This window comes from Burkholderia sp. BCC0506 (genome assembly GCF_902833145.1).
Classification (GTDB): Bacteria; Pseudomonadota; Gammaproteobacteria; order Burkholderiales; family Burkholderiaceae; genus Burkholderia.
Genome location: NZ_CADFEN010000004.1, coordinates 228549 through 247314, shown reverse-complemented (window position 1 = coordinate 247314; position 18766 = coordinate 228549). Strand labels below are relative to the sequence as shown.

The 18766-nt window shown below is 68.7% G+C and carries 12 protein-coding genes and 2 pseudogenes; 3 read left to right on the top strand and 11 right to left on the bottom strand.

The genetic code is table 11. The features are described from left to right. Window positions 1-243: 243 nt before the first annotated feature. Entirely contained in the window at window positions 244-543 is a 300-nt protein-coding gene (locus HWX62_RS11050; RefSeq protein WP_175928558.1) for a DUF4148 domain-containing protein, read from the top strand. Window positions 544-627: 84 nt separating this feature from the next. Here the strand turns inward: HWX62_RS11050 and HWX62_RS11045 are convergent, their stop codons facing one another. Then, window positions 628-2400, bottom strand: coding sequence for a diguanylate cyclase (locus HWX62_RS11045; protein WP_175928559.1), 1773 nt, complete (start codon window positions 2398-2400; stop codon window positions 628-630). Then, a complete protein-coding gene (locus HWX62_RS11040; RefSeq protein ID WP_175928560.1) occupies window positions 2397-3527 on the bottom strand; it encodes an extracellular solute-binding protein in 1131 nt (376 codons plus the stop codon). Before HWX62_RS11040 ends, HWX62_RS11045 begins: the two co-directional genes overlap by 4 nt. A gap of 333 nt (window positions 3528-3860) precedes the next feature. Between HWX62_RS11040 and HWX62_RS11035 the strand changes: the two genes are divergently transcribed. Then, on the top strand, window positions 3861-4250 hold the full coding sequence (locus tag HWX62_RS11035; RefSeq protein ID WP_175928561.1) for a hypothetical protein: 390 nt from the start codon (window positions 3861-3863) through the stop codon (window positions 4248-4250). A gap of 135 nt (window positions 4251-4385) precedes the next feature. On the opposite strand, the gene HWX62_RS11030 is transcribed toward HWX62_RS11035, so the two are convergent. From HWX62_RS11030 to HWX62_RS11020, 3 genes are all read right to left on the bottom strand, one after another. Continuing rightward, the gene (locus HWX62_RS11030) at window positions 4386-5666 is read right to left on the bottom strand and encodes a virulence factor family protein (RefSeq protein WP_175928562.1); all 1281 of its coding nucleotides are present in this window, start codon (window positions 5664-5666) and stop codon (window positions 4386-4388) included. After that, window positions 5663-8257 carry a bifunctional lysylphosphatidylglycerol flippase/synthetase MprF gene (gene mprF, locus HWX62_RS11025; protein ID WP_175928563.1) on the bottom strand — a complete coding sequence of 865 codons (2595 nt, stop codon included), beginning with the start codon at window positions 8255-8257 and terminating at the stop codon, window positions 5663-5665. Before mprF ends, HWX62_RS11030 begins: the two co-directional genes overlap by 4 nt. 467 nt (window positions 8258-8724) lie before the next feature. Further along, on the bottom strand, window positions 8725-9582 hold the full coding sequence (locus HWX62_RS11020; protein WP_175928564.1) for an oxidoreductase: 858 nt from the start codon (window positions 9580-9582) through the stop codon (window positions 8725-8727). Window positions 9583-9699: 117 nt separating this feature from the next. On the opposite strand from HWX62_RS11020, the gene HWX62_RS11015 reads away from it, so the two are divergent. Next, window positions 9700-10635, top strand: a complete 936-nt coding sequence (locus HWX62_RS11015; protein WP_175928565.1) for a LysR family transcriptional regulator — start codon at window positions 9700-9702, stop codon at window positions 10633-10635. A gap of 151 nt (window positions 10636-10786) precedes the next feature. Here the strand turns inward: HWX62_RS11015 and HWX62_RS11010 are convergent, their stop codons facing one another. The 6 genes and pseudogenes from HWX62_RS11010 to nirB form a co-directional block, all read right to left on the bottom strand. Beyond that, window positions 10787-11227 carry a hypothetical protein gene (locus tag HWX62_RS11010; RefSeq protein WP_175928566.1) on the bottom strand — a complete coding sequence of 147 codons (441 nt, stop codon included), beginning with the start codon at window positions 11225-11227 and terminating at the stop codon, window positions 10787-10789. Window positions 11228-11303: 76 nt separating this feature from the next. Beyond that, window positions 11304-11450: pseudogene (locus tag HWX62_RS33060) on the bottom strand (LysR family transcriptional regulator); the annotation flags it as partial. Between the two features lie 3 nt (window positions 11451-11453). Further along, a pseudogene (locus HWX62_RS33200) lies at window positions 11454-11567 on the bottom strand (LysR family transcriptional regulator); the annotation flags it as partial. A 24-nt stretch (window positions 11568-11591) separates the two neighbouring features. Further along, window positions 11592-15779 carry a bifunctional nitrate reductase/sulfite reductase flavoprotein subunit alpha gene (locus HWX62_RS11000; RefSeq protein WP_175928567.1) on the bottom strand — a complete coding sequence of 1396 codons (4188 nt, stop codon included), beginning with the start codon at window positions 15777-15779 and terminating at the stop codon, window positions 11592-11594. Between the two features lie 16 nt (window positions 15780-15795). After that, complete coding sequence (gene nirD / locus HWX62_RS10995) at window positions 15796-16140, bottom strand: nitrite reductase small subunit NirD (protein WP_175928568.1); 345 nt, start codon at window positions 16138-16140, stop codon at window positions 15796-15798. Window positions 16141-16178: 38 nt separating this feature from the next. Next, entirely contained in the window at window positions 16179-18746 is a 2568-nt protein-coding gene (gene nirB, locus HWX62_RS10990) for a nitrite reductase large subunit NirB (protein WP_175928569.1), read from the bottom strand. Window positions 18747-18766: the final 20 nt, after the last annotated feature.

The window sequence follows — 18766 nt, the reverse complement described above, 5'->3', positions numbered from 1 at the left end:
CCTTCACCGGCCTTGTGCCGCCGGGCGCGTGGCCGCGCGTAACATCCCGCCTCCCGCCATTGCCCGCGATCCCCGCAATACCGCATGGGGACAGAAGACGTTTGTCTCGAAATTATTACCTTCAACGCAACGATCTTTCACTCAAACTCACGTTTACCCTAGGTCGAGCGACGCCTACGATGTGATCAACCGCTTACGACGTGGTGTCGAACGCGGAAAGCCAAACAAACATCGGAGGTCATCATGAAATCGCTCGTTTCCGCAGTCGCCGCCGCCGTCGCCCTGTCCGCGTCGTTCGGCGCATTCGCACAAAGCACCGTGACCCGCGCGCAGGTGCGCAATGAACTGGTCCAGCTCGAAAACGCCGGCTACAAGCCCAGCCAGTCGAGCCCGTATTACCCGGCCGACATCCAGGCCGCGCAAGCCCGCGTGCACGGCATCGACAACAGCGGTTACGGTTCGCAACCGGCCGCGACCGTCGAGAGCGGCGCGCCGGCCCTCCGGGCGCAGACCGCGCGCGACTCGGTCTACTTCGGCCACTAAGCGTGCCGCTGCGCGCCCCGCGCGCGCAGTTCGCACCTGCGACGAGCCCGTCCGGCGACGGGCTCGTCGCGTTTCCGGCGTGCGTCAGCGGCTGCCGCCGGACGCGACACGGCCGGTCTCGTCAGGCGTGCCGCCGCGAACCAGATCCTGATAGCGCACGCACACGCACTGCGCGGACGCCTTCGCCGCGTACATCGCCGCGTCGGCCTTGACGAGCAATTCCTCGGCCGACGCGCCATCCGCCGGAAACTCGCTGACGCCGATGCTCGCGCCGACGGCCATGCGCCCTTCGTCGAACTCGAGCTCCTCGGCCATCACGATCTGGATGCGCGACGCCACATCGCCGATTACCGCCGGCGAACGCACGTCCGAGATCAGCACGACGAATTCGTCGCCGCCGAGCCGTGCCACCATGTCGCCGCTGCGCAGCACGTGGCTCAACCGCTTCGCGACCGCGACGAGCGTGCGATCGCCGGCCGAATGCCCGTGCCGGTCGTTGATCTGCTTGAAGCGGTCGAGGTCGACGAACATCACGGCCAACCCTTCGCTCACGGCGGCCGCATGCCGGATCGCGGCATCGAGATGCTCCATGAACAGCAGGCGGTTCGGCAGGCCGGTCAGCGGATCGTGGCCGGCGAGGTGCGTGAGCTCCTGCTGCTTCGCGCGCAGCATCGCCACCTGCGTGCGGATCTCGACGCGCATGCTGTCGAAACAGCGCGCGAGCACGCCGATCTCGTCGGCCCGCGCGACCGGCAACCGTTCGGCGGCCGGGTCGTCGAACACGTGCGTCGCGGCGCGCGCGAGCGTCTGCAACGGCCGCGTGATCGCGCGTGCGAACAGGATCGCGAGAATCACCGCCAGCACGCTCGATACGAGCACCATCCTGACGATCCGTCCGCCCAGCGTGCCGGCCGGCGCGAGCACATCGGCCAGCGGGCGGGCCATCCCGAGCACGACGAAGCGGTTGCCCTCGTCGTGCCCGAACGGCGTGCGCACGAACGCGAACATCTGGCCCGGCGCCTCGTCGGGCTGCGCGAGACCATTGAGCGTCACGTTCGTGCGCCCGCTGTCGAACAGCGCGCGCGTGACGGCGAAGCGGTCCTGCATCAGCACGCGCCGGCCGCGATCGAACCCGAACGTCTGTTCCGGGTCGGGATGCACGAGAAAATCGCCCCACTCGTTCGCGAGATAGACCGCATAGTCGTCCGGCAGATCGCGTTCGAGCCGGTCGAACACGCGCGACAGCTCGACATCGACGACGAGCGCGCCGACCGTCCGGCCCGCCGCGTCGACCACCGGCGTCCCGACGCGCAGGATCGGCTGCCCTTCCGCCGCGTGCGATCCCGTCTCGTGATTGATCACGATCGGCGACAGATAGATGTGGCCGGGCGCCATCGCGAGCGTGTCGAATACGTAGGAAAACTGCCCTTTTTCCTGCAGCGCGCTGTCGGGCAGCACGACGATGCCGCGCGCATCGCGATCGAGGCGAATGCGTTCGAGTCCGAAATGACCGCTCGCGATCAGGCGGATCTGCAGGTATTCGGCGTGATTGCGCATGAAGCTGTAATACACCTGCTCGAGCCGCCTGCGGCGCGCGTCGTCCGGCTTGTCGCCACCCGCGACGAACGCGGACGACGGCAACTGCGCGAGCACGAGCGCATCGTCGGCAACGTCGGCCAGTGCGGTCGTGAAGCGCTGCCCGAGCAGTTGCGTCGACATCAGCAGACTGTGCTGCGCTTCCTGCACGAGCATCGCGCGGTTGGCGCGATACGCGTAGTAACCGGTCGTGCCGGACGCGATCACGCCGATGCACGCGAACAGGACCGACAGCTTCGACGTGAGCCCGAGCCGGATCATTTTCCGAACCGCTCCGGGCGATCGCCCGACACGATGCGGCTCCACAGCGACTCGCGGCGCGCGATGTCCTCCACGGGCTGAATCCATACGAGATGCTGGCGCCCGGCATCCAGGCCGCGCGGCGGCTCGAGCGTGTTCGCCAGCCCCTGACGCTCGGTCAGCAGCGTGCCGATCGCCGGTTCGAGCATGTAGTCGATCCACGCGAACGCGAGCTCGGGACGTGGCGCGCCGCGCGTGACGGCCCAGCAGTCGAGCCACGCGAGCGCGCCTTCATCCGGGATCACGTAGCCGACGTCCGCGCCGGCGCGCCGCAACTGCTCGACCTGCTGCGTGCCGTAGTTGCCGAACATCAGCGCCGCGCGATGCTGGACGAACAGCGCGGTCGCCTCTTCAGGAAGCGTGTAGTACGTCAGCAGGTTGCGGCGCAGGTCGATCAGCTTGCGCGCGACGGCAAGCGTCTGCGCGGGCGAAAGGCGGAACGGATCGGGATAGCCGAGCGCCAGCGCCGTGAACGAGAAATTGTGCTGCGCGCTGTTGAAGTCGAGCACCTTGCCGCGATAGCGCGGATTCCACAGCTCGCGCATCGAGTGCGGCGCGCCCGGCACCTGCTTGCGGTCGTAGATCAGCCCCATCGACGAATACGTGAACGGAATCGCATAGGACGCGCCGTCCTGCACGAGCCCGCCGATCGTCGCGAGCTGCTGGAAACTCGCCAATTGCCGCCGCCGGTTCGGGATGCGCGACAGGTCGATCGGCGCGAGCAGGCGTTCATGCACATAGCGCTGGATCTCGGCCGTGTTCGCGGCCAGCACGTCGTACGGCGGCGGCGATGCGCTGTGCATGCGCGTCCACAGCGCTTCGTCGGAATCGACCAGCGTCACCTCGACGCGCACATGAAACTGCGCCTCGAATGCGCTGACGATATCGCTATCCGCATAACCGGGCCAGGCCAGCACGCGCAGCACGTTGTCGTTGACGGTTTCGGGAGAGGCGGCGAAGGCCGGCGGAACGGGCGCAAGTAAGCCAAACGTCAGTATGATAAGCAGCGTGCGCACGACGCCACGGACGCGTGTGCGTATGCCGATTCCCCTGATCAATCGGACCCCGCGTGAATCGCCCGGCTGCATTCGACTGTCCTTTTTCGAGTCGATGCGATATCCCGCAACGAGACCATAAAACGCTTGGTCACGCAATCCGAACAACCCGCACACGGCACGTATTCACTCGCCCGCGCAGCTGAATGCGACGCAATTCCGTGGGCTCGCGTCGCGCACCATGATCGCCGCGAGCGCCGCGACGGCCGCGTCGACCCGCCCGCGCGCACGGCGTCTCGGTCGGTCCCGCGCCGTGCGGCACCTCGCACGCCACGTGCCGCGCGGCATCGACCGCCGCACGTCAATACCCGAGCCGAGCCGCGCGCGGGTTACATTGCAGGTCTTGCCGCCCTTTCCCGATCGCCCATGAGCCCACTGCCTTACCTCGATCACGATGCGCTGCTGAAACTGACGGCCGAAGCGGCGCATGCCACGCAGCCGTGCACGTGCACGAAGACCTCGCTCGCCGGCTGGACGACCCTGCCGCTGTCGCTGCCGGACACGCAACTGATCGAAGTGGCCACGCTCGCGCCGCCGGGCGAGGCCGAGCCGACCTACGCGGAATATCATCCGGCCGGCACGCGCTATGCGTCGGACGACGCGCCGATCGCGCTGCGTCATTTCCCGTACAACCGCTGCAACGTCAGCCGCTGCCGCACGTGCGGCCGCCTGTTCCTGCGCTACCAGGAAGGCGGCGGCTACTTCATCGACCAGCGCATCCGCGCGCTCGATCCGGTGCTCGTCGTCGACGCATGACGGCGCCCACGGTCATCTCGCCGCGGGACACGGCAGCGCGGGCAGGAAAATGAAACGGGCGGCTCGCTGGCCGCCCGCACGATGAACCGGAAGCAAACCGGCCGGCGCCCGCCGTCCCGCGGCCGCCGCCGGCGTTCAGCGCGCCGCGGCCGGCTTGCCGAACGCGCCGAGGATCTTCTTCTCGAGCGCGATGTAGTCGCGGCCGAAGTGGTGATCGCCTTGCGTCTTGATCACGTCGGCGCCCGTGTTCGCGAGCGCCGGGCACATCGTGTCCTTCTCTTCCGCGCCGTAGAAGCACTGCACGAGCGTCGGCGGCACCTTCGCGATTTCCGGCGCGACCTTCAGCGCCTTGTCGCTCGCGGGCATGCCGAGCCAGCCCGTCACGCGGATCTGGAAATCGGCCGACGGCGCGAAACCGAGCAGCGACATCACCGCCACCTTGTCGCGCAGGTCGGCCGGCAGCCGGTTGTACGCGAACGGCATCACGTCGGCGCCGAACGAATAGCCGACCAGCGCCACGCGGCTCGCATGCCAGCGCGCCATGTAGGTGCGCATCACGCGGGCGAGATCGCGGCTCACCTGGGCCGGCGGCTTCTCGCTCCAGAAATAACGCAGGCTGTCGATGCCGACCACCGACACGCCGTCGCGCTGCAGCGCCTCGGCGATCGTCTTGTCGAGATCGCGCCAGCCGCCGTCGCCCGAGATCACGATCGCGAGCCGGTCGCTGCCGCCCTTGGCCGGCAGCTCGACGAGCGGCAGATCCGACACGTCGAGCTCGTCGCTGCTGCTGGTGTCGCGCAGGTGCGACGTGACGAGCGATACGAGCTTCGCGGTGTCGCCCGCGGCAGCCGTGTCGACGAAGCCCGGCATCGCGCGGCGCACGATCGTCGGATCGGGCGGGCACGGCTTGAAGCGCGGATCGAGCTTCGCGGCCGGGCCGACCGCGACGACGCCGGCGATCGTGTTCTCCGGCGCCATCGACAGGATCTGCTTCGCGATCGCGCCGCCCTGGCCTACACCCGCGACGATCGGCGTGAAATAGCGCGACGACTGCGCGAGACGTTCGAGCTGATGGCTGACCGCCTCGGCGTCGCCGTCGAGGTGGTGGCAGGCCTCCTGCTTCGCGGCGAGCGTCGCCGCGTAACGCTCGGAATCGACGCCGACCGTCATCGCACCGGCTTTCGCGAGCGCGTCGGCCGCTTGCTGATCGGCGGCGCTCCAGCCGGCCTCGCGCGAGAACAGCACGACGAAACCGCGCAGCGGCCCGCTCGGCTTGGTCACGGTCACGGGCCCGTAGCGGCCGCCGGACACGGTTTCGGCTTTCACCGCGGCCGGCTGCGCGGCGCACGCGGCGGCGGCCAGCATCATTCCCGCGCAGGCGGCTGCCGCCCGCGCGATTCCCTTCTTCGACATCATGAACGCCGACCTCCAGCCAGCAATGACAGATCCGCAAGCGTGACGAACACGCCGACCGAGCCCGAGGCCGCGAGATAACGCGGCTCCCAGTGCGGTTCGAACTTGCTCTTGAAAGCGCGCAAGCCGCGGAAGTTGTAGAAGCGGCCGCCGAAGCGCCAGACCATCAGGCCGAGCCGGTGGAACGGCGACGGCATCTTCGCCGCCCCCATCCCCGAGAACGGCGCGATACCCAGGCTGAGCTTGCGGAACCCCGCTTCCTTCAGATGCAGCGCGAGCTGCGTAAACAGGTACTCCATCGCGTACGGCGAAGCGTCCGGCAGATGGCGCATCACGCCGACCGTCGCCTCGGTGTTGAGGTCGGTCGTCATGAACGTGACGAACGCGATCGGCTTGTCGGCCTGCCGCACCAGCATCACCGACTGCGTCGCGAGATAGCCGTCGTGAAATGCGGCCACCGAAAAGCTCTTCTCGCGCGCATCGCGGCTGTCGAGCCAGCCGTCGGAGATGTCGCGCAGCGCCGGCAGCGCGGCCGGCACGTCGGCCGGCGCGATCACCTCGACCGTCAGCGCATCCTTGTCGCCGCGGCGCAGCGCGTAGCGCAGGTGCGAACGGTTCGATCCCTTGAGGTCGAACTGGTCGAGCGCGATATGCGCTTCCTCGCCCAGCTTCATCAGCGTGAGCCCCGCGTCGAGATACAGCGGCAGCGCGTTCGCGCGCACCTGGTAGAACGCCGCGCGGCCGCTGTGCGCATGCGCGAGCGCAATGAACTTGCTGATCAGGCCCGGCCACTCTTCGCGCGGCCCGACCGGGTCGTGCAGCGCGGCCCACGTGCGGCCGTTCTTCGCGTACATCAGGAACGCGCGACGCGACTCCGAGAACAGGAACGACTTGTCGCCCATCAGCGCGAGGCCCGCGTCGCTGCATTCCTGCGCGCGGATGATCTGCTCCGCGTCGATCAGGTCCTGCTCGGCGGGCTTCACGAAACGCCCGGGCGCCGGGCGCAGCAATTGCCACAGCGCGAACAGCGCGACGAACACGCCGGCGGCGAGCGTCGCGCGCAGCGCCCGCGGCGCGCGCGCATCGAACGAGAAATGCGACCACAGTTCGCGCGTGTAAGGCACGTCGCGGAACGCGAAGAACAGCACCCACACGGCCAGCATCAGCACCATCGCGACCGACACGAACCAGCTCACCGTGAAGCGCTCGGCGAGCAGCGACGAATGACGGTTGAAGCGGCGGCGGCTGACGAGCAGCAGCACGAGCAGCGTCCCGAGCACGCCGGCCTCGACGAACGCGAGGCCCTTGGCGAGCGACAGCGCGAGGCTCGCGAGCGTCAAGGCGAAGGTCATCCACCACGCGCCGTCGAGCCGGCGCAGCAGCCCGCGCGCGACGAACAGCAGCGCGACGCCGAGCACGCTGCAGATCACCTGCGAACCTTCGAGCACCCACAGCGGCACGATGTGGCGCAGGATCGCGATCCGGTGCCAGAACGCGGGCGTCGCGCTCGAAATCACGAGCATCCCGCCGACCGCGAACGTCACGAGGCTCAGGAACACCGGCGCGAGCTGCGACACGCGCACGGCCTGCCGCGTCACGAGCCGGCGCCGCAGCGCGCGGCCCTCGAAACCGGCCAGCAGGCCGGCCGACAGCACGAGCGGCACGCCGAAATAGATCGCGCGATACGCGATCAGCGCGGCAACCATCGCGTGCGCGGGCACTTCGCGGCCGAGCGTGAAGACCATCGCCGCTTCGAACACGCCGATCCCGCCCGGCGTATGGCCGATCATCCCGAGCAGCAACGCGGCCGCGTAGACGGTGATGAAGGTCGGGAAGCCGACCGGCGCGGCCGGCAGCAACACCCACAGCGTCAGGCCCGCGGCGATGACGTCGAGCACCGCGTAGACGACCTGCGCGACGAGATCGCGCCGCGCCGGCACGTCGAACGACAGCCATTTGAAGCGCGTGACGACCGGGCGCGCGGTGCTGCCGCACAGCATGACCAGCGCGGCGAGCACGACGAGCAACGCGGCGCCCGTCCACACGAGCACGCCGGGCGCGACGTGCAGCATCGCGGCGAGCGCCTCCGGCACGCAGACCATGCCGACCGCCGTCATCAACACCATCGCCAGCGCCAGCGTGCCGCTCGTAAACACCGTCATCCGGCCGATCTGGGCGGGCGTGACGCCCGACACGCCGTACACGCGGGCGCGCACCGCGCCGCCGGTCAGCGCGCCGAAGCCGGTCGCATTGCCGAGCGCGGAACCGGCAATCGCGCCGATCCACAGCGCGACACGCGGTACTTTGGCGGCGACGTAGCGCAGGCCAACCGCATCGCGGGCGACGAGCGCGAGATAGCTGAGGGCCGTCGCGGCGAGCGACGCGCCCCACTCGGCGATGGACATGTGACGCAACTGGCGGATCACCGACCGGTAGTCGACGGATTCCGACAGATGCTGGAAAACCACGATCAGCAGCAGGCCGATGCCGAGCGCGAGCAGCGGCGACAGCACGCGCTCGTTGCGGATCAGCGCCCGGGCACGGGCGATCACCGCCTCGGCGCGGCCGGGCGAACCAGAGTGGCGGGAAGACATAACGTGTTCAGTGGTGGTGCATAGCGTGTCGCGGCGCGGGTTGGCCCGGCGGCGACCTGTCTGGTTGTTCTGCGTGGGCGGCCGGCCGAAGACGGTCTCGTGGCGCCTGGATCAGAACTTACGAGTATACGGAATTTATATTACAGAATCTTTCACGTCGGCTTTGTGCGGATTTGTGGGATCTCGCACATCAAAAACGCATAAAGAAACAAATGCGTCTACCAACGCAAGGTGCGCATGATACCGGGAACCGGTGCCATTTTTTCATCGGACGAAGGGTGAATCGCTGATTCGGGAAAAATTCTCCCGGCCGGCCGACGCGAGCGAGCGCAAAACCGCGAGCAGGCGCGGTTTGCGGGAATGGGGACGAAACGCCGGCGGTCGCACGCGCGAGGCGGCCTGGCCCGGCCCGGCCGATCGTCCGGGCCGCCCGGCACCGGGCAGGTGCCGAGCCGCCTGCTTCGTCATCAGGCCGCGAAGTCGGTCGAACTCGACAGCGCCCGCCACGTTTCCGTTTCCTGCGTCACGTACGCGTTTTTCGCCGCAATCGCCGCCAGCGTGTCGGTGCCGAGCGGAAGGCGCAACGGCGGGTCCGTCGCGTCGACCAGCGCGATCATCGCGGCCGCGAGCTTCGTCGGGTCGCCCGGCTGGTTGTGATTCAGGTCCGCGGCCCGGCGACGCACCGCGCCCGAGGTTGCGTCGTAATCGTCGATGACGTGCGGCGCGACCAGCAGCGAAGATGCATCGAGGAAGTCCGTCCGGAAGTAGCCGGGCTCGACGACCGTCGCGTGAATGCCCAGCGGCTTCAATTCCGCGTGCAGCGCCTCCGTGATCCCTTCGACCGCGAACTTCGTCGACGAGTACACGCCGAAGCCGGGCGCGGCCCGATAGCCGCCGATCGACGAAATGTTGATCACGTGCCCCGAGCGATGCGCGCGCATCGCGGGCAGGACGGCACGCGTGACGTTCAGCAAGCCGAACACGTTCGTGTCGTACATCCGGCGCACGTCCGCGTCGGCCGACTCTTCCACCGCACCCAGCAGGCCGAAGCCGGCGTTGTTGACCAGGACGTCGATGCGGCCGAACGTGTCGATCGCCGCCTGCACGGCCGCCCGCGCATGGGCCTCGTTCGTCACGTCCAGTTGAACCGGCAGCAATGCCGCCCGCTCGCCGAGCCGCTCGACGATCGCCGCTACGTTGCGCCCCGCGGCCACGACCGCGTTGCCGTCCTCGAGCGCCGCCTGCGCGATCAATGCGCCGATCCCGCGCGACGCGCCGGTGATGAACCAGACGCGCTTGAAACCGCCTTGCCGATTGCCTTCCATGATGTTTCTCCACGTGTGTGATGAGGTGAGTCCATGGTAGGCGCGACGATTGACACGAACTAGATGCCTTATCCTTGCGTGATAATCAACTTTTATTTGCGAATACGGAGCACGGCAATGAACGGAATCCGCGCGATCACGACGTTCGTCCGCGCTGCCACGCTCGGCAGCCTGCGTAGCGCGGCGGTCGACCAGCGCATCTCGCCGCAGGCCGCGAGCCATGCGGTGATGCAGCTGGAGAAGGAGCTGGGCGTTCGGCTCTTTCACCGCACGACCCGCAAGCTGAGCCTGACCGAGGAAGGCCAGCGCCTGCTCGACAACGTGAAGCCGGCGCTGGAGATGCTGTCGTCCGCGCTCGACGACGCGCGGCGCTCGACGGAGGACCTCGGCGGCGTGCTGCGCGTGAGCGCGCCGCGCGCGCTCGGCCTCCCGGTCCTGTGGCCGCATTTCGAGGCATTCCAGAAGCGCTATCCGAACGTGCAGCTCGAGGTGCAGCTCGACGATCAGTTCACCGACCTCGTCGCCGACCGGTCCGACGTCGGATTCCGCGGCGGCCATCCGCCTTCCGGCGGCTCGATCGCACGCCGGCTGCTGCCGATTCAACTGATCGTGTGCGCATCGCCGGACTATATCGAGCGCAACGGCGCGCCGCGGACTATCGACGAGCTGGCCGGGCATCGCTGCACCGGCTACCGGCGCGCGAACACCGGCAAGCTCGCGCAATGGCAGTTCCGTCTCGGCGACGAGATCGTCTATCGCGACGTCCCCGCCGCGATCTGCGTGAACGACACCGAAATGGAAACGCAGGCGGTGCTGTCGGGGCTCGGCATCGGGCAGTTGGGCAGCTTCAACGCGGCGCCGCATATCCGCAGCGGCCGGCTCGTTCCGTTGCTGACGCAACATGTGTCCGAATACGGGATGATCTACATCTACTACAGGCATCGAACGGAACAGCCGCAGCGCGTGCGGACGTTCATCGACTTCATGGTCGAGCGCATGGCGGACAACCGCGACTTTTTCCTCGATCCGGCCGAGCTGCGCGCGGCGTCGTGACTCGACCGATACCCTGGCTTCGCGGGCCGGATGCCCTGAATCGCGTAGGCCGAGTGATCATCCGGACGCCGGTCAGGATGACCGGCGCGCCGCCCCCATCGGCCGCGACCAGTGCTCGTGCAGTGCGATGCACGACGGCACGACTCGCTCGTCACTTCGCCCGCTCGTGCTCCCCCAACCCGATCGCCTTGTAGTCGTAAGTCGGATAGAACTCCGTCCGGTACGCGCCCCAGGCCGTATCCTCGAGCACGCGATTGACCTCGCGCAGCCTCGACGCCGGCAGCCGCAGCACGACGATCTGCCCGATCCCCATCGTCACGGTCCAGCTCACGACTTCGACGCCCGGCGGCGGAAACGCCTTGTAGAAACCCTGCTTCGCGAGTTGCGCATTCAATTCGGCGAGCGGGCGGGACTGGTCGTGTTTCAGGAAAACCGTCAGCAGGACCGCATTGTCGGGGGTCGCGGCGGCCGAGCCGACCGGTACGGTCGACGTCGACGTCTGGCCGATGGCAGGCACGCCAGCGAGCGCGACAGCGCCCAGCGCCGTGGCCATCAAAAGGGTTCGAATCGGGAAATACGGGAATGCCGTCATGACGCGACTCCGTGGCTTCGTGGCTGGAGCCGCCATCATGCCCCGCCGAATCGATTGCTGCAGCGAGCGCCCTCGATTACGCCACGCCCGCGCCTTTCCGCTCGCGCAGCACGTCGATGAACGCGCGCAGCTTGGCCGGCACGTGCTTGCGGTTCACGTAATACAGCCACATCGGCAGCAGCGTCCGGCACGCGCCGGGCAGCACCTCGACGAGCGTGCTGCGGTTGAAGAGCTTCACGCCGAGCTGGCCTTCCAGCTGCCCGATCGCCAGGCTGACGGCCGCCGGCGTCAGGCCCAGCGCGGCGGCGGCCCGCGTGAAGTTGCCGGCCGTCGCGACGCGGACGGCCGTCCGCCGCTCACGCGATCAATACACGTCGCGCATGTAGCGCCGTGCCTTCGCAAGCCGCGCGACGTAGTCGTTCGCGGCTTCGTCCGACATGCCGCCGTGCCTGGCGACGACCGCCTTCAGCGCGGTGTCGACGTCCTTGGCCATCCGCGCGGCGTCGCCGCACACGTAGAAGTGCGCGCCCTCCTCCAGCCATGCGAACAGCTCGGCGCCCTGCTCGCGCATCCGGTCCTGTACGTACACCTTGTCGGCCTGATCGCGCGAGAACGCGAGATCGAGCCGCGTCAGGAAGCCGCTTTCGTGCATCTCGCTCAGTTCGTCGCCGTAGTAAAAGTCGGTCTGCGCATGCTGCTCGCCGAAGAACAGCCAGTTGCGTCCGCGCGCGCCGCGCGCCCGCCGCTCGTGCAGGAAGCCGCGGAACGGCGCGACGCCGGTGCCCGGGCCGACCATCACGATCGGCACGTCGCCGTTTACCGGCGGCCGGAAATGCGCGGACTTCTGCACGAACACGGGTACGCGGCCGTCGTCCGCGCGATCGGCGAGAAACGTCGACGCGACGCCTTTGCGGGCGCGCCGGCCGTTGTGATAGCGCACGGCCGACACGGTCAGGTGAATCTCGCCCTCGTGCGCGCTCGGGCTCGACGCGATCGAATAGAGGCGCGGCTGCAGGCGCTTGAGCATGCCGACCAGCTCCGCGCCCGACAGTTCGACCGGGTATTCGTGCAGCACGTCCGCGAGTTGCTGCCCCCACAGCCATTGCTTGAGGTCGCCCTTGCGATCTTCGCCGAGCAGCGACTTCAGCGCGCCGTTCGCGCTGCGCGACGCGATGAAGGCCAGCGTATCCGGATGCGGGCGCGTGATGTCGAAGTGGCGCGCGAGCGCATCGCCGAGCCGGACCTCCCCGACGCCCGGTACCGACACGGGCGCATCGGCCTTCAGCGCGGTGACGGACAGCAGTTCGTCGACCAGCTCCGGGCAGTTGGTCGGCCACACGCCGAGCGCGTCGCCGGTTTCGTATTCGAGGTTCGCGCCCTCGGCCGACAGCGACACGTAGCGTGTGTCCTTCGCGGCGCCCGGCCGGTTCAGGCGCAGGTTCGCGACGAGCTTCGACGGCGCCGGATGCGCCTTCGTCGGCACCAGCCCCGACGGGCTCATCCCGCCGGACGGCACCGCGTGAAGCGCGGCATCGGCCTCCTTGATGCGCGCGACGACGCGTTCGAGCCACTGATCGGCATCGTGCTGGAACTCGACGTCGCAATCGACGCGTGCGCACAGCCGCGCCGCGCCGAGCTCCGCGAGCCGCGCATCGAGCCGCCGGCCGTGGCCGCAGAAACGGTCGTAGTTGCGGTCGCCGAACGCGAGCACCGCGAAGTGCACGCCGTCGAGACGTGCGGCGCTGCCGGCCTGCAGCGCGTCCCAGAACTCGCTGCCGTTGTCGGGCGCATCGCCGTCGCCGAACGTGCTCGTCATCAGCAGCACGTATTGCGCGCCGGCGAGCGACGCGACCGGATAGTCGGACATGCACGCGGTGCGGATCTCGAAGCCCGCGTTCATCAGCTTCGTCGCGTAATCCTCGGTCAGCGATTCGATGTTGCCCGTCTGCGACGCCCACAACAACGTGACCTTCGGGCGCGCGCGCACGATCCGTACGCCGCCGGACGCGGCGGCGTCGGCCGGCAGCGCGGGCGCCGCGCCATCCGCGGCGTGCGCGGGCAGCGAGCGGCTGAACAGCCCCGCGAGCATCCCGTCGAGCCAGAACCGCACGGGCGGCGTCAACGGCGCGCCGGCCGGCAGCACGGGCACGCTGCCGTCGCGACGGCCGACGCTCGCCTTCAGCCCGCTGACGAGGCCGGCCACGTACAGCCGCTCGGTGTCGGTCAGCGGCGGCGGCGCGAGATCGGCGACGCCGAGCGCGGCCGCGAATGTGTCGATGTCTGCCATGTCGGATTCCTGTGAAGCAGTGGCCTGCACCATCGCCGGCGCGGGCCGCGCGTCGCCGGCGCATGCATCGGGTTGCGCGGTGTCGTCGTCGACGGACGCGAACGCATCGGTGTCGACGCGCGTCAGCGCGACCGCGCAGTATTTCAGTTCGGGTTGCCGCGATTCCGGGTCGATCGCGTCGTTCGTCACCGCGTTGATGCACAGATCCTCGCCATACACGTCGTTCCAGTGCATCGGCGCGAAGCAGTTGCCGCGCCGCACGCGCTCGGTCACGACGGCCGGCAGCACCGCGCGGCCCCGCGCCGAACGGATCTCGACGCTGTCTTTCGTCGCGATGCCGAGCGCGCTCGCATCGTCCGGATGCAGTTCGACGAACGGGCGCGGGTTGAGCTTGTTCAGCATCGCGACCTTGCCCGTCTTGGTCATCGTGTGCCACTGATGCTGCAGCCGCCCGGTATTCAGCACGATCGGGAACGTGTCGTCGGGCAGCTCGGCCGGAGCGACATGCGGCCGCGCGAAAAAGCGCGCCTTGCCCGAAGGCGTCGGGAACGCGATGCGCGGGGCGTCGCTGCCGTCGGCGGCCGGGCGGCGCGTCTGGCTCACCCCGTCGTTCAGGTAGCGGATCGGGTGCCGCTCGCGCGCGGTGCCCGGCGCGACCGGCCACTGCACGGGCCCGTCGCGCAGCGCCGCGTGGCTCGCGCCGCGCAGGTCGTAGCCGGTCGCCGGATTCGAGAAACGGACGATCTCGTCGAACACGTCGGCCGCCGACGCATAGTCGAACGCATCGCCGAAACCCATCGCACGCGCGACTTCCGCGACGATGCGCCAGTCGGGCAGCGCATCGCCCGGCGGCGCGATTGCCGCGCGCATCAGCGTCATGTTGCGCTCGGAATTGACCATCACGCCGTCGCCCTCGGCCCACAGCGCGCCGGGCAGCAGGATGTCCGCGTAACGGTTCGTCTCGGTGTCGAGGAATGCGTCCTGCGCGATCACGAGTTCCGCGGCCTGCAGCCCCGCGATCACGTTCTGCCGGTTCGGCACGGTCGCGACCGGGTTCGTGCAGACGATCCAGCACGCCTTGATGTCGCCGGCCGCCATCCGTTCGAACAGGTCGACCGTGCCGCTGCCGGTTTCCTTGCGCAGCGTGCCGGCCGGCACGCGCCACAGGTGCTCGACGTAGCGGCGGTCATCGTCGGAGAGCACCGAACGCTGGCCCGGCAGCCCCGGCCCCATGTAGCCCATCTCGCGCCCGCCCATCGCGTTCGGCTGGCCGGTCAGCGAGAACGGCCCGCTGCCCGGGCGGCAGATCTTGCCGGTCGCGAGATGCAGGTTGCAGATCGCGTTGGTGTTCCACACGCCGTGCGTGCTCTGGTTGAGCCCCATCGTCCAGCAGCTCGTCCATTCCTGCGCGTCGCCGATCCATTGCGCGGCCGTGCGGATGTCGGCTTCCGCGAGCCCCGTGATTTCGGCGACGCGCTCGGGCGTGTAGTCGGCGAGGAACGCCGGCATCGCGTCCCAGCCTTCGGTGTACGCGTCGATGAACGCGGCATCGGTGCGGCCGTTCGCATGCAGCAGGTGCAGCAGCCCGTTGAGCAGCGCGAGATCGGTGCCCGGCCGGATCTGCAGGAACAGGTCGGCCTTGTCGGCCGTGCCGGTGCGGCGCGGATCGACGACGATCAGCTTCGCGCCGGCCTTCACGCGATCCATCATCCGCAGGAACAGGATCGGGTGACAGTCGGCCATGTTCGCGCCGATCACGAAGAACAGGTTCGCGCGATCGAAGTCCTGGTACGACCCGGGCGGACCGTCCGCGCCGAGCGACTGCTTGTAGCCGGTGCTCGCGCTCGCCATGCACAGGCGCGAGTTCGACTCGACGTTGTTGGTGCCGACGAAGCCCTTCGCAAGCTTGTTGACGAGGTATTGCGCCTCGATCGACATCTGCCCGGACACGTAGAACGACAGCGCATCGGGCCCGTGCGCATCGAGCACCGCGCGCAGCCGGCGCGCGGTCTCGGCGATCGCGTCGCGCGCCGGCAGCGGCACGAGGTCGTCCTCGCGCGCGCGGCGCACGAATGCGCGGTCGAGGCGACCCGAGCGGCGCAGCGCGACGTGCGCGGACGAGCCCTTCGTGCACAGCCGCCCGAAGTTGGTCGGATGGTCCGAGTCGCCGGACACCTTGACGACTTCGCCCTCCTCGACGTGCAGCACCATCCCGCAGCCGACGCCGCAGTACGGGCACACGCTCTTGACAGGGGTGGCGGTCATGCGTGCTCCGGGGCGCTCAGGCCGCGACCCACACGAAACCGTCCTCGACCCGCGACGGATACGCGCTCACCGACTGCTCGGGCGCTTCCAGGCATTCGCCGGTCCGCAGGTCGAAATGCTGCTTGTACAGCGGCGACGCGACCACGACGCGTTCGCCGAGGCTGCCGATCAGCCCGCGCGACATCACGGCCGCTTGCGATACCGGGTCGACGTTGTCGATCGCGAACACGCCGCCTTCGGGATGCGCGACGTGAAACACGGCCACCTGCTCGCCGTTGACGAGCGCGCACACGCCGGTGTTCGGCACGATGTCGTCGAGCGGGCACACGCGGGTCCAGGACAGCGGAAGACGATCGTTCATGATGGGCTCCTTGGAAAAGACGCTGGGGTGGGTCAGGGTCAAACGGTTGCGGGTTCGGCGACGACCGGGATCGCCACGGGCTTGCCGCGCCCGCGCTCGTCGGGCGTCGCGGGACGGATCTGCCCGCGGGTCTCGACGAATGCGATCGTCGTGTCCGGCGCGTCGCTGTTCACGAAGTGGCGGAAGCGCTTGCGCGTCTCCGGATCGGTGACGGCCCGCTTCCACTCGCATTCGTACGTGTCGATCACGTGCTGCATGTCGGCTTCGAGCTCGGCCGCGATCGCGAGCTTGTCGTGCACGACGACGTCGATCAGGTAGTCGAGTCCGCCTTCGAGGTTGTCGCGCCACACGCTGGTGCGCTGCAGCCGGTCGGCCGTGCGCACGTAGAACATCAGGAAGCGGTCGATGGTGCGGATCAGCGTGTCGCGATCGAGATCGGACGCGAGCAGTTCCGCGTGGCGCGGCTTCATCCCGCCGTTGCCGCACACGTACAGGTTCCAGCCCTTCTCGGTCGCGATGACGCCGACGTCCTTGCCCTGCGCTTCCGCGCACTCGCGCGTGCAGCCGGACACGCCGAACTTGATCTTGTGCGGCGCGCGCAGCCCCTTGTAGCGATTCTCCAGGTCGATCGCGAGGCCGACCGAATCGCCGACGCCGTAGCGGCACCACGTCGACCCGACGCACGATTTCACGGTGCGCAGCGCCTTGCCGTACGCGTGCCCCGATTCGAAGCCGGCCGCGATCAGCTCCTCCCAGATCGACGGCAGCTGCTCGACGCGCGCACCGAACAGGTCGACGCGCTGGCCGCCGGTGATCTTCGTGTACAGCCCGTATTTTTTTGCGACCTGGCCGACCGCGATCAGCCCTTCCGGCGTGACTTCGCCGCCCGGCATGCGCGGCACGACCGAGTACGTGCCGTCGCGCTGGATGTTCGCGAGGTAGTAGTCGTTCGAATCCTGCAGCCCCGCGTGCTCCTTCTTCAGCACGAACTCGTTGAAGCACGACGCGAGGATGCCCGCGACGGCCGGCTTGCACACGTCGCAGCCGAGCCCGCGGCCGTGCTTCGCGAGCAGTGCGTCGAACGTCGTGATGCGCTCGACGCGGATCAGGTGGAACAGCTCCTGGCGCGAATACGGGAAGTGCTCGCACAGATGGTTGTTGACCGCGAGGCCCTGCTTCTTCATCTCGGCCTTCATGATCTGCGTGACGAGCGGCACGCAGCCGCCGCACGACGTGCCGGCGGCCGTGCACGTCTTCAGCGCGCCGAGGCTCGTCGCGCCGTCGGCCACGGCCGCGCAGATCTGCGACTTCGACACGTTGTTGCACGAGCAGATCTGCGCGCCTTCCGGCAGCGCGTCGACGCCGATCGCCGGCTTCGCCGCGCCGTCCGACGACGGCAGGATGAGGAATTCCGGCGACTCGGGCAGCTCGATGCGGTTCAGCATCATCTGCAGCAGCGTGCCGTACTCGGCGGCATCGCCGACCATCACCGCGCCATGCAGGAACTTGCCGCAGTCGGACACCACGAGCTTCTTGTAGACCTGGCGGCGCTCGTCCGCGTACTGGTAGGTACGGCTGCCGGCCGTCGTGCCGTGCGCGTCGCCGATGCTCGCGACGTCGACGCCCATCAGCTTCAGCTTCGTGCTCATGTCGGCGCCCGCGAACACGGCGGCGGCGTTCGCGTCGCCACCGATCTGTTTCGCGACCACGCGCGCCATGTCGTAGCCGGGCGCGACGAGGCCGTACACCATGCCGTTCCACGCCGCGCATTCGCCGATCGCGTAGATGTCCGCATCGCTCGTGCGGCATGTATCGTCGATCGCGACGCCGCCGCGCGGGCCGATGTCGAGCCCGCACGCGCGGGCCAGTTCGTCGCGCGGCCGGATGCCGGCCGAGAACACGATCATGTCGGTGTCGAGATGCGTGCCGTCGGCGAACGCCATCCGGTGCATGCCCTCGTCGCCGTCGACGATCTCGAGCGTGTTCTTGCCGGTATGCACGGTCACGCCGAGCGCCTCGATCTTCGCGCGCAGCATCCGGCCGCCGCCGTCGTCCACCTGCACGGCCATCAGGCGCGGCGCGAATTCGACGACATGCGTGTCGAGCCCCATGTCACGCAGCGCCTTCGCGCATTCGAGGCCGAGCAGCCCGCCGCCGACCACCACGCCGCGCTTCGCGTGCGCGCCGGCCGCCTGCATCGCTTCCAGGTCCTCGATCGTCCTGTACACGAAACAGCCCGCGCGGTCGCGGCCCGGCACCGGCGGCACGAACGGACGCGAGCCCGTGGCGAGCACCAGCTTGTCGTATGCGAGCATGTCGCCCGATGCGAGCGTGACCGTATGCGCGGCGCGGTCGATCGACGCGACCGGCGCGTTCAGGCGCAGGTCGAACTGCGGATGGCGCGCGAAGAAGCCAGGCTCGACCAGCGACAGGTCGTCCGCCGACTTGCCCGCGAAGAATTCGGACAGATGCACGCGGTCGTAGGCGGGGCGCGGTTCCTCGCCGAGCACCGTGACCTGCAGCGCGCCGGCCGTGCCGGCTTGCGCCGCGATGCATTCGAGGAATTTGTGGCCGACCATGCCGTGGCCGATGACGATCAGTTTCATGATGACGGTTCCCTCGGTCG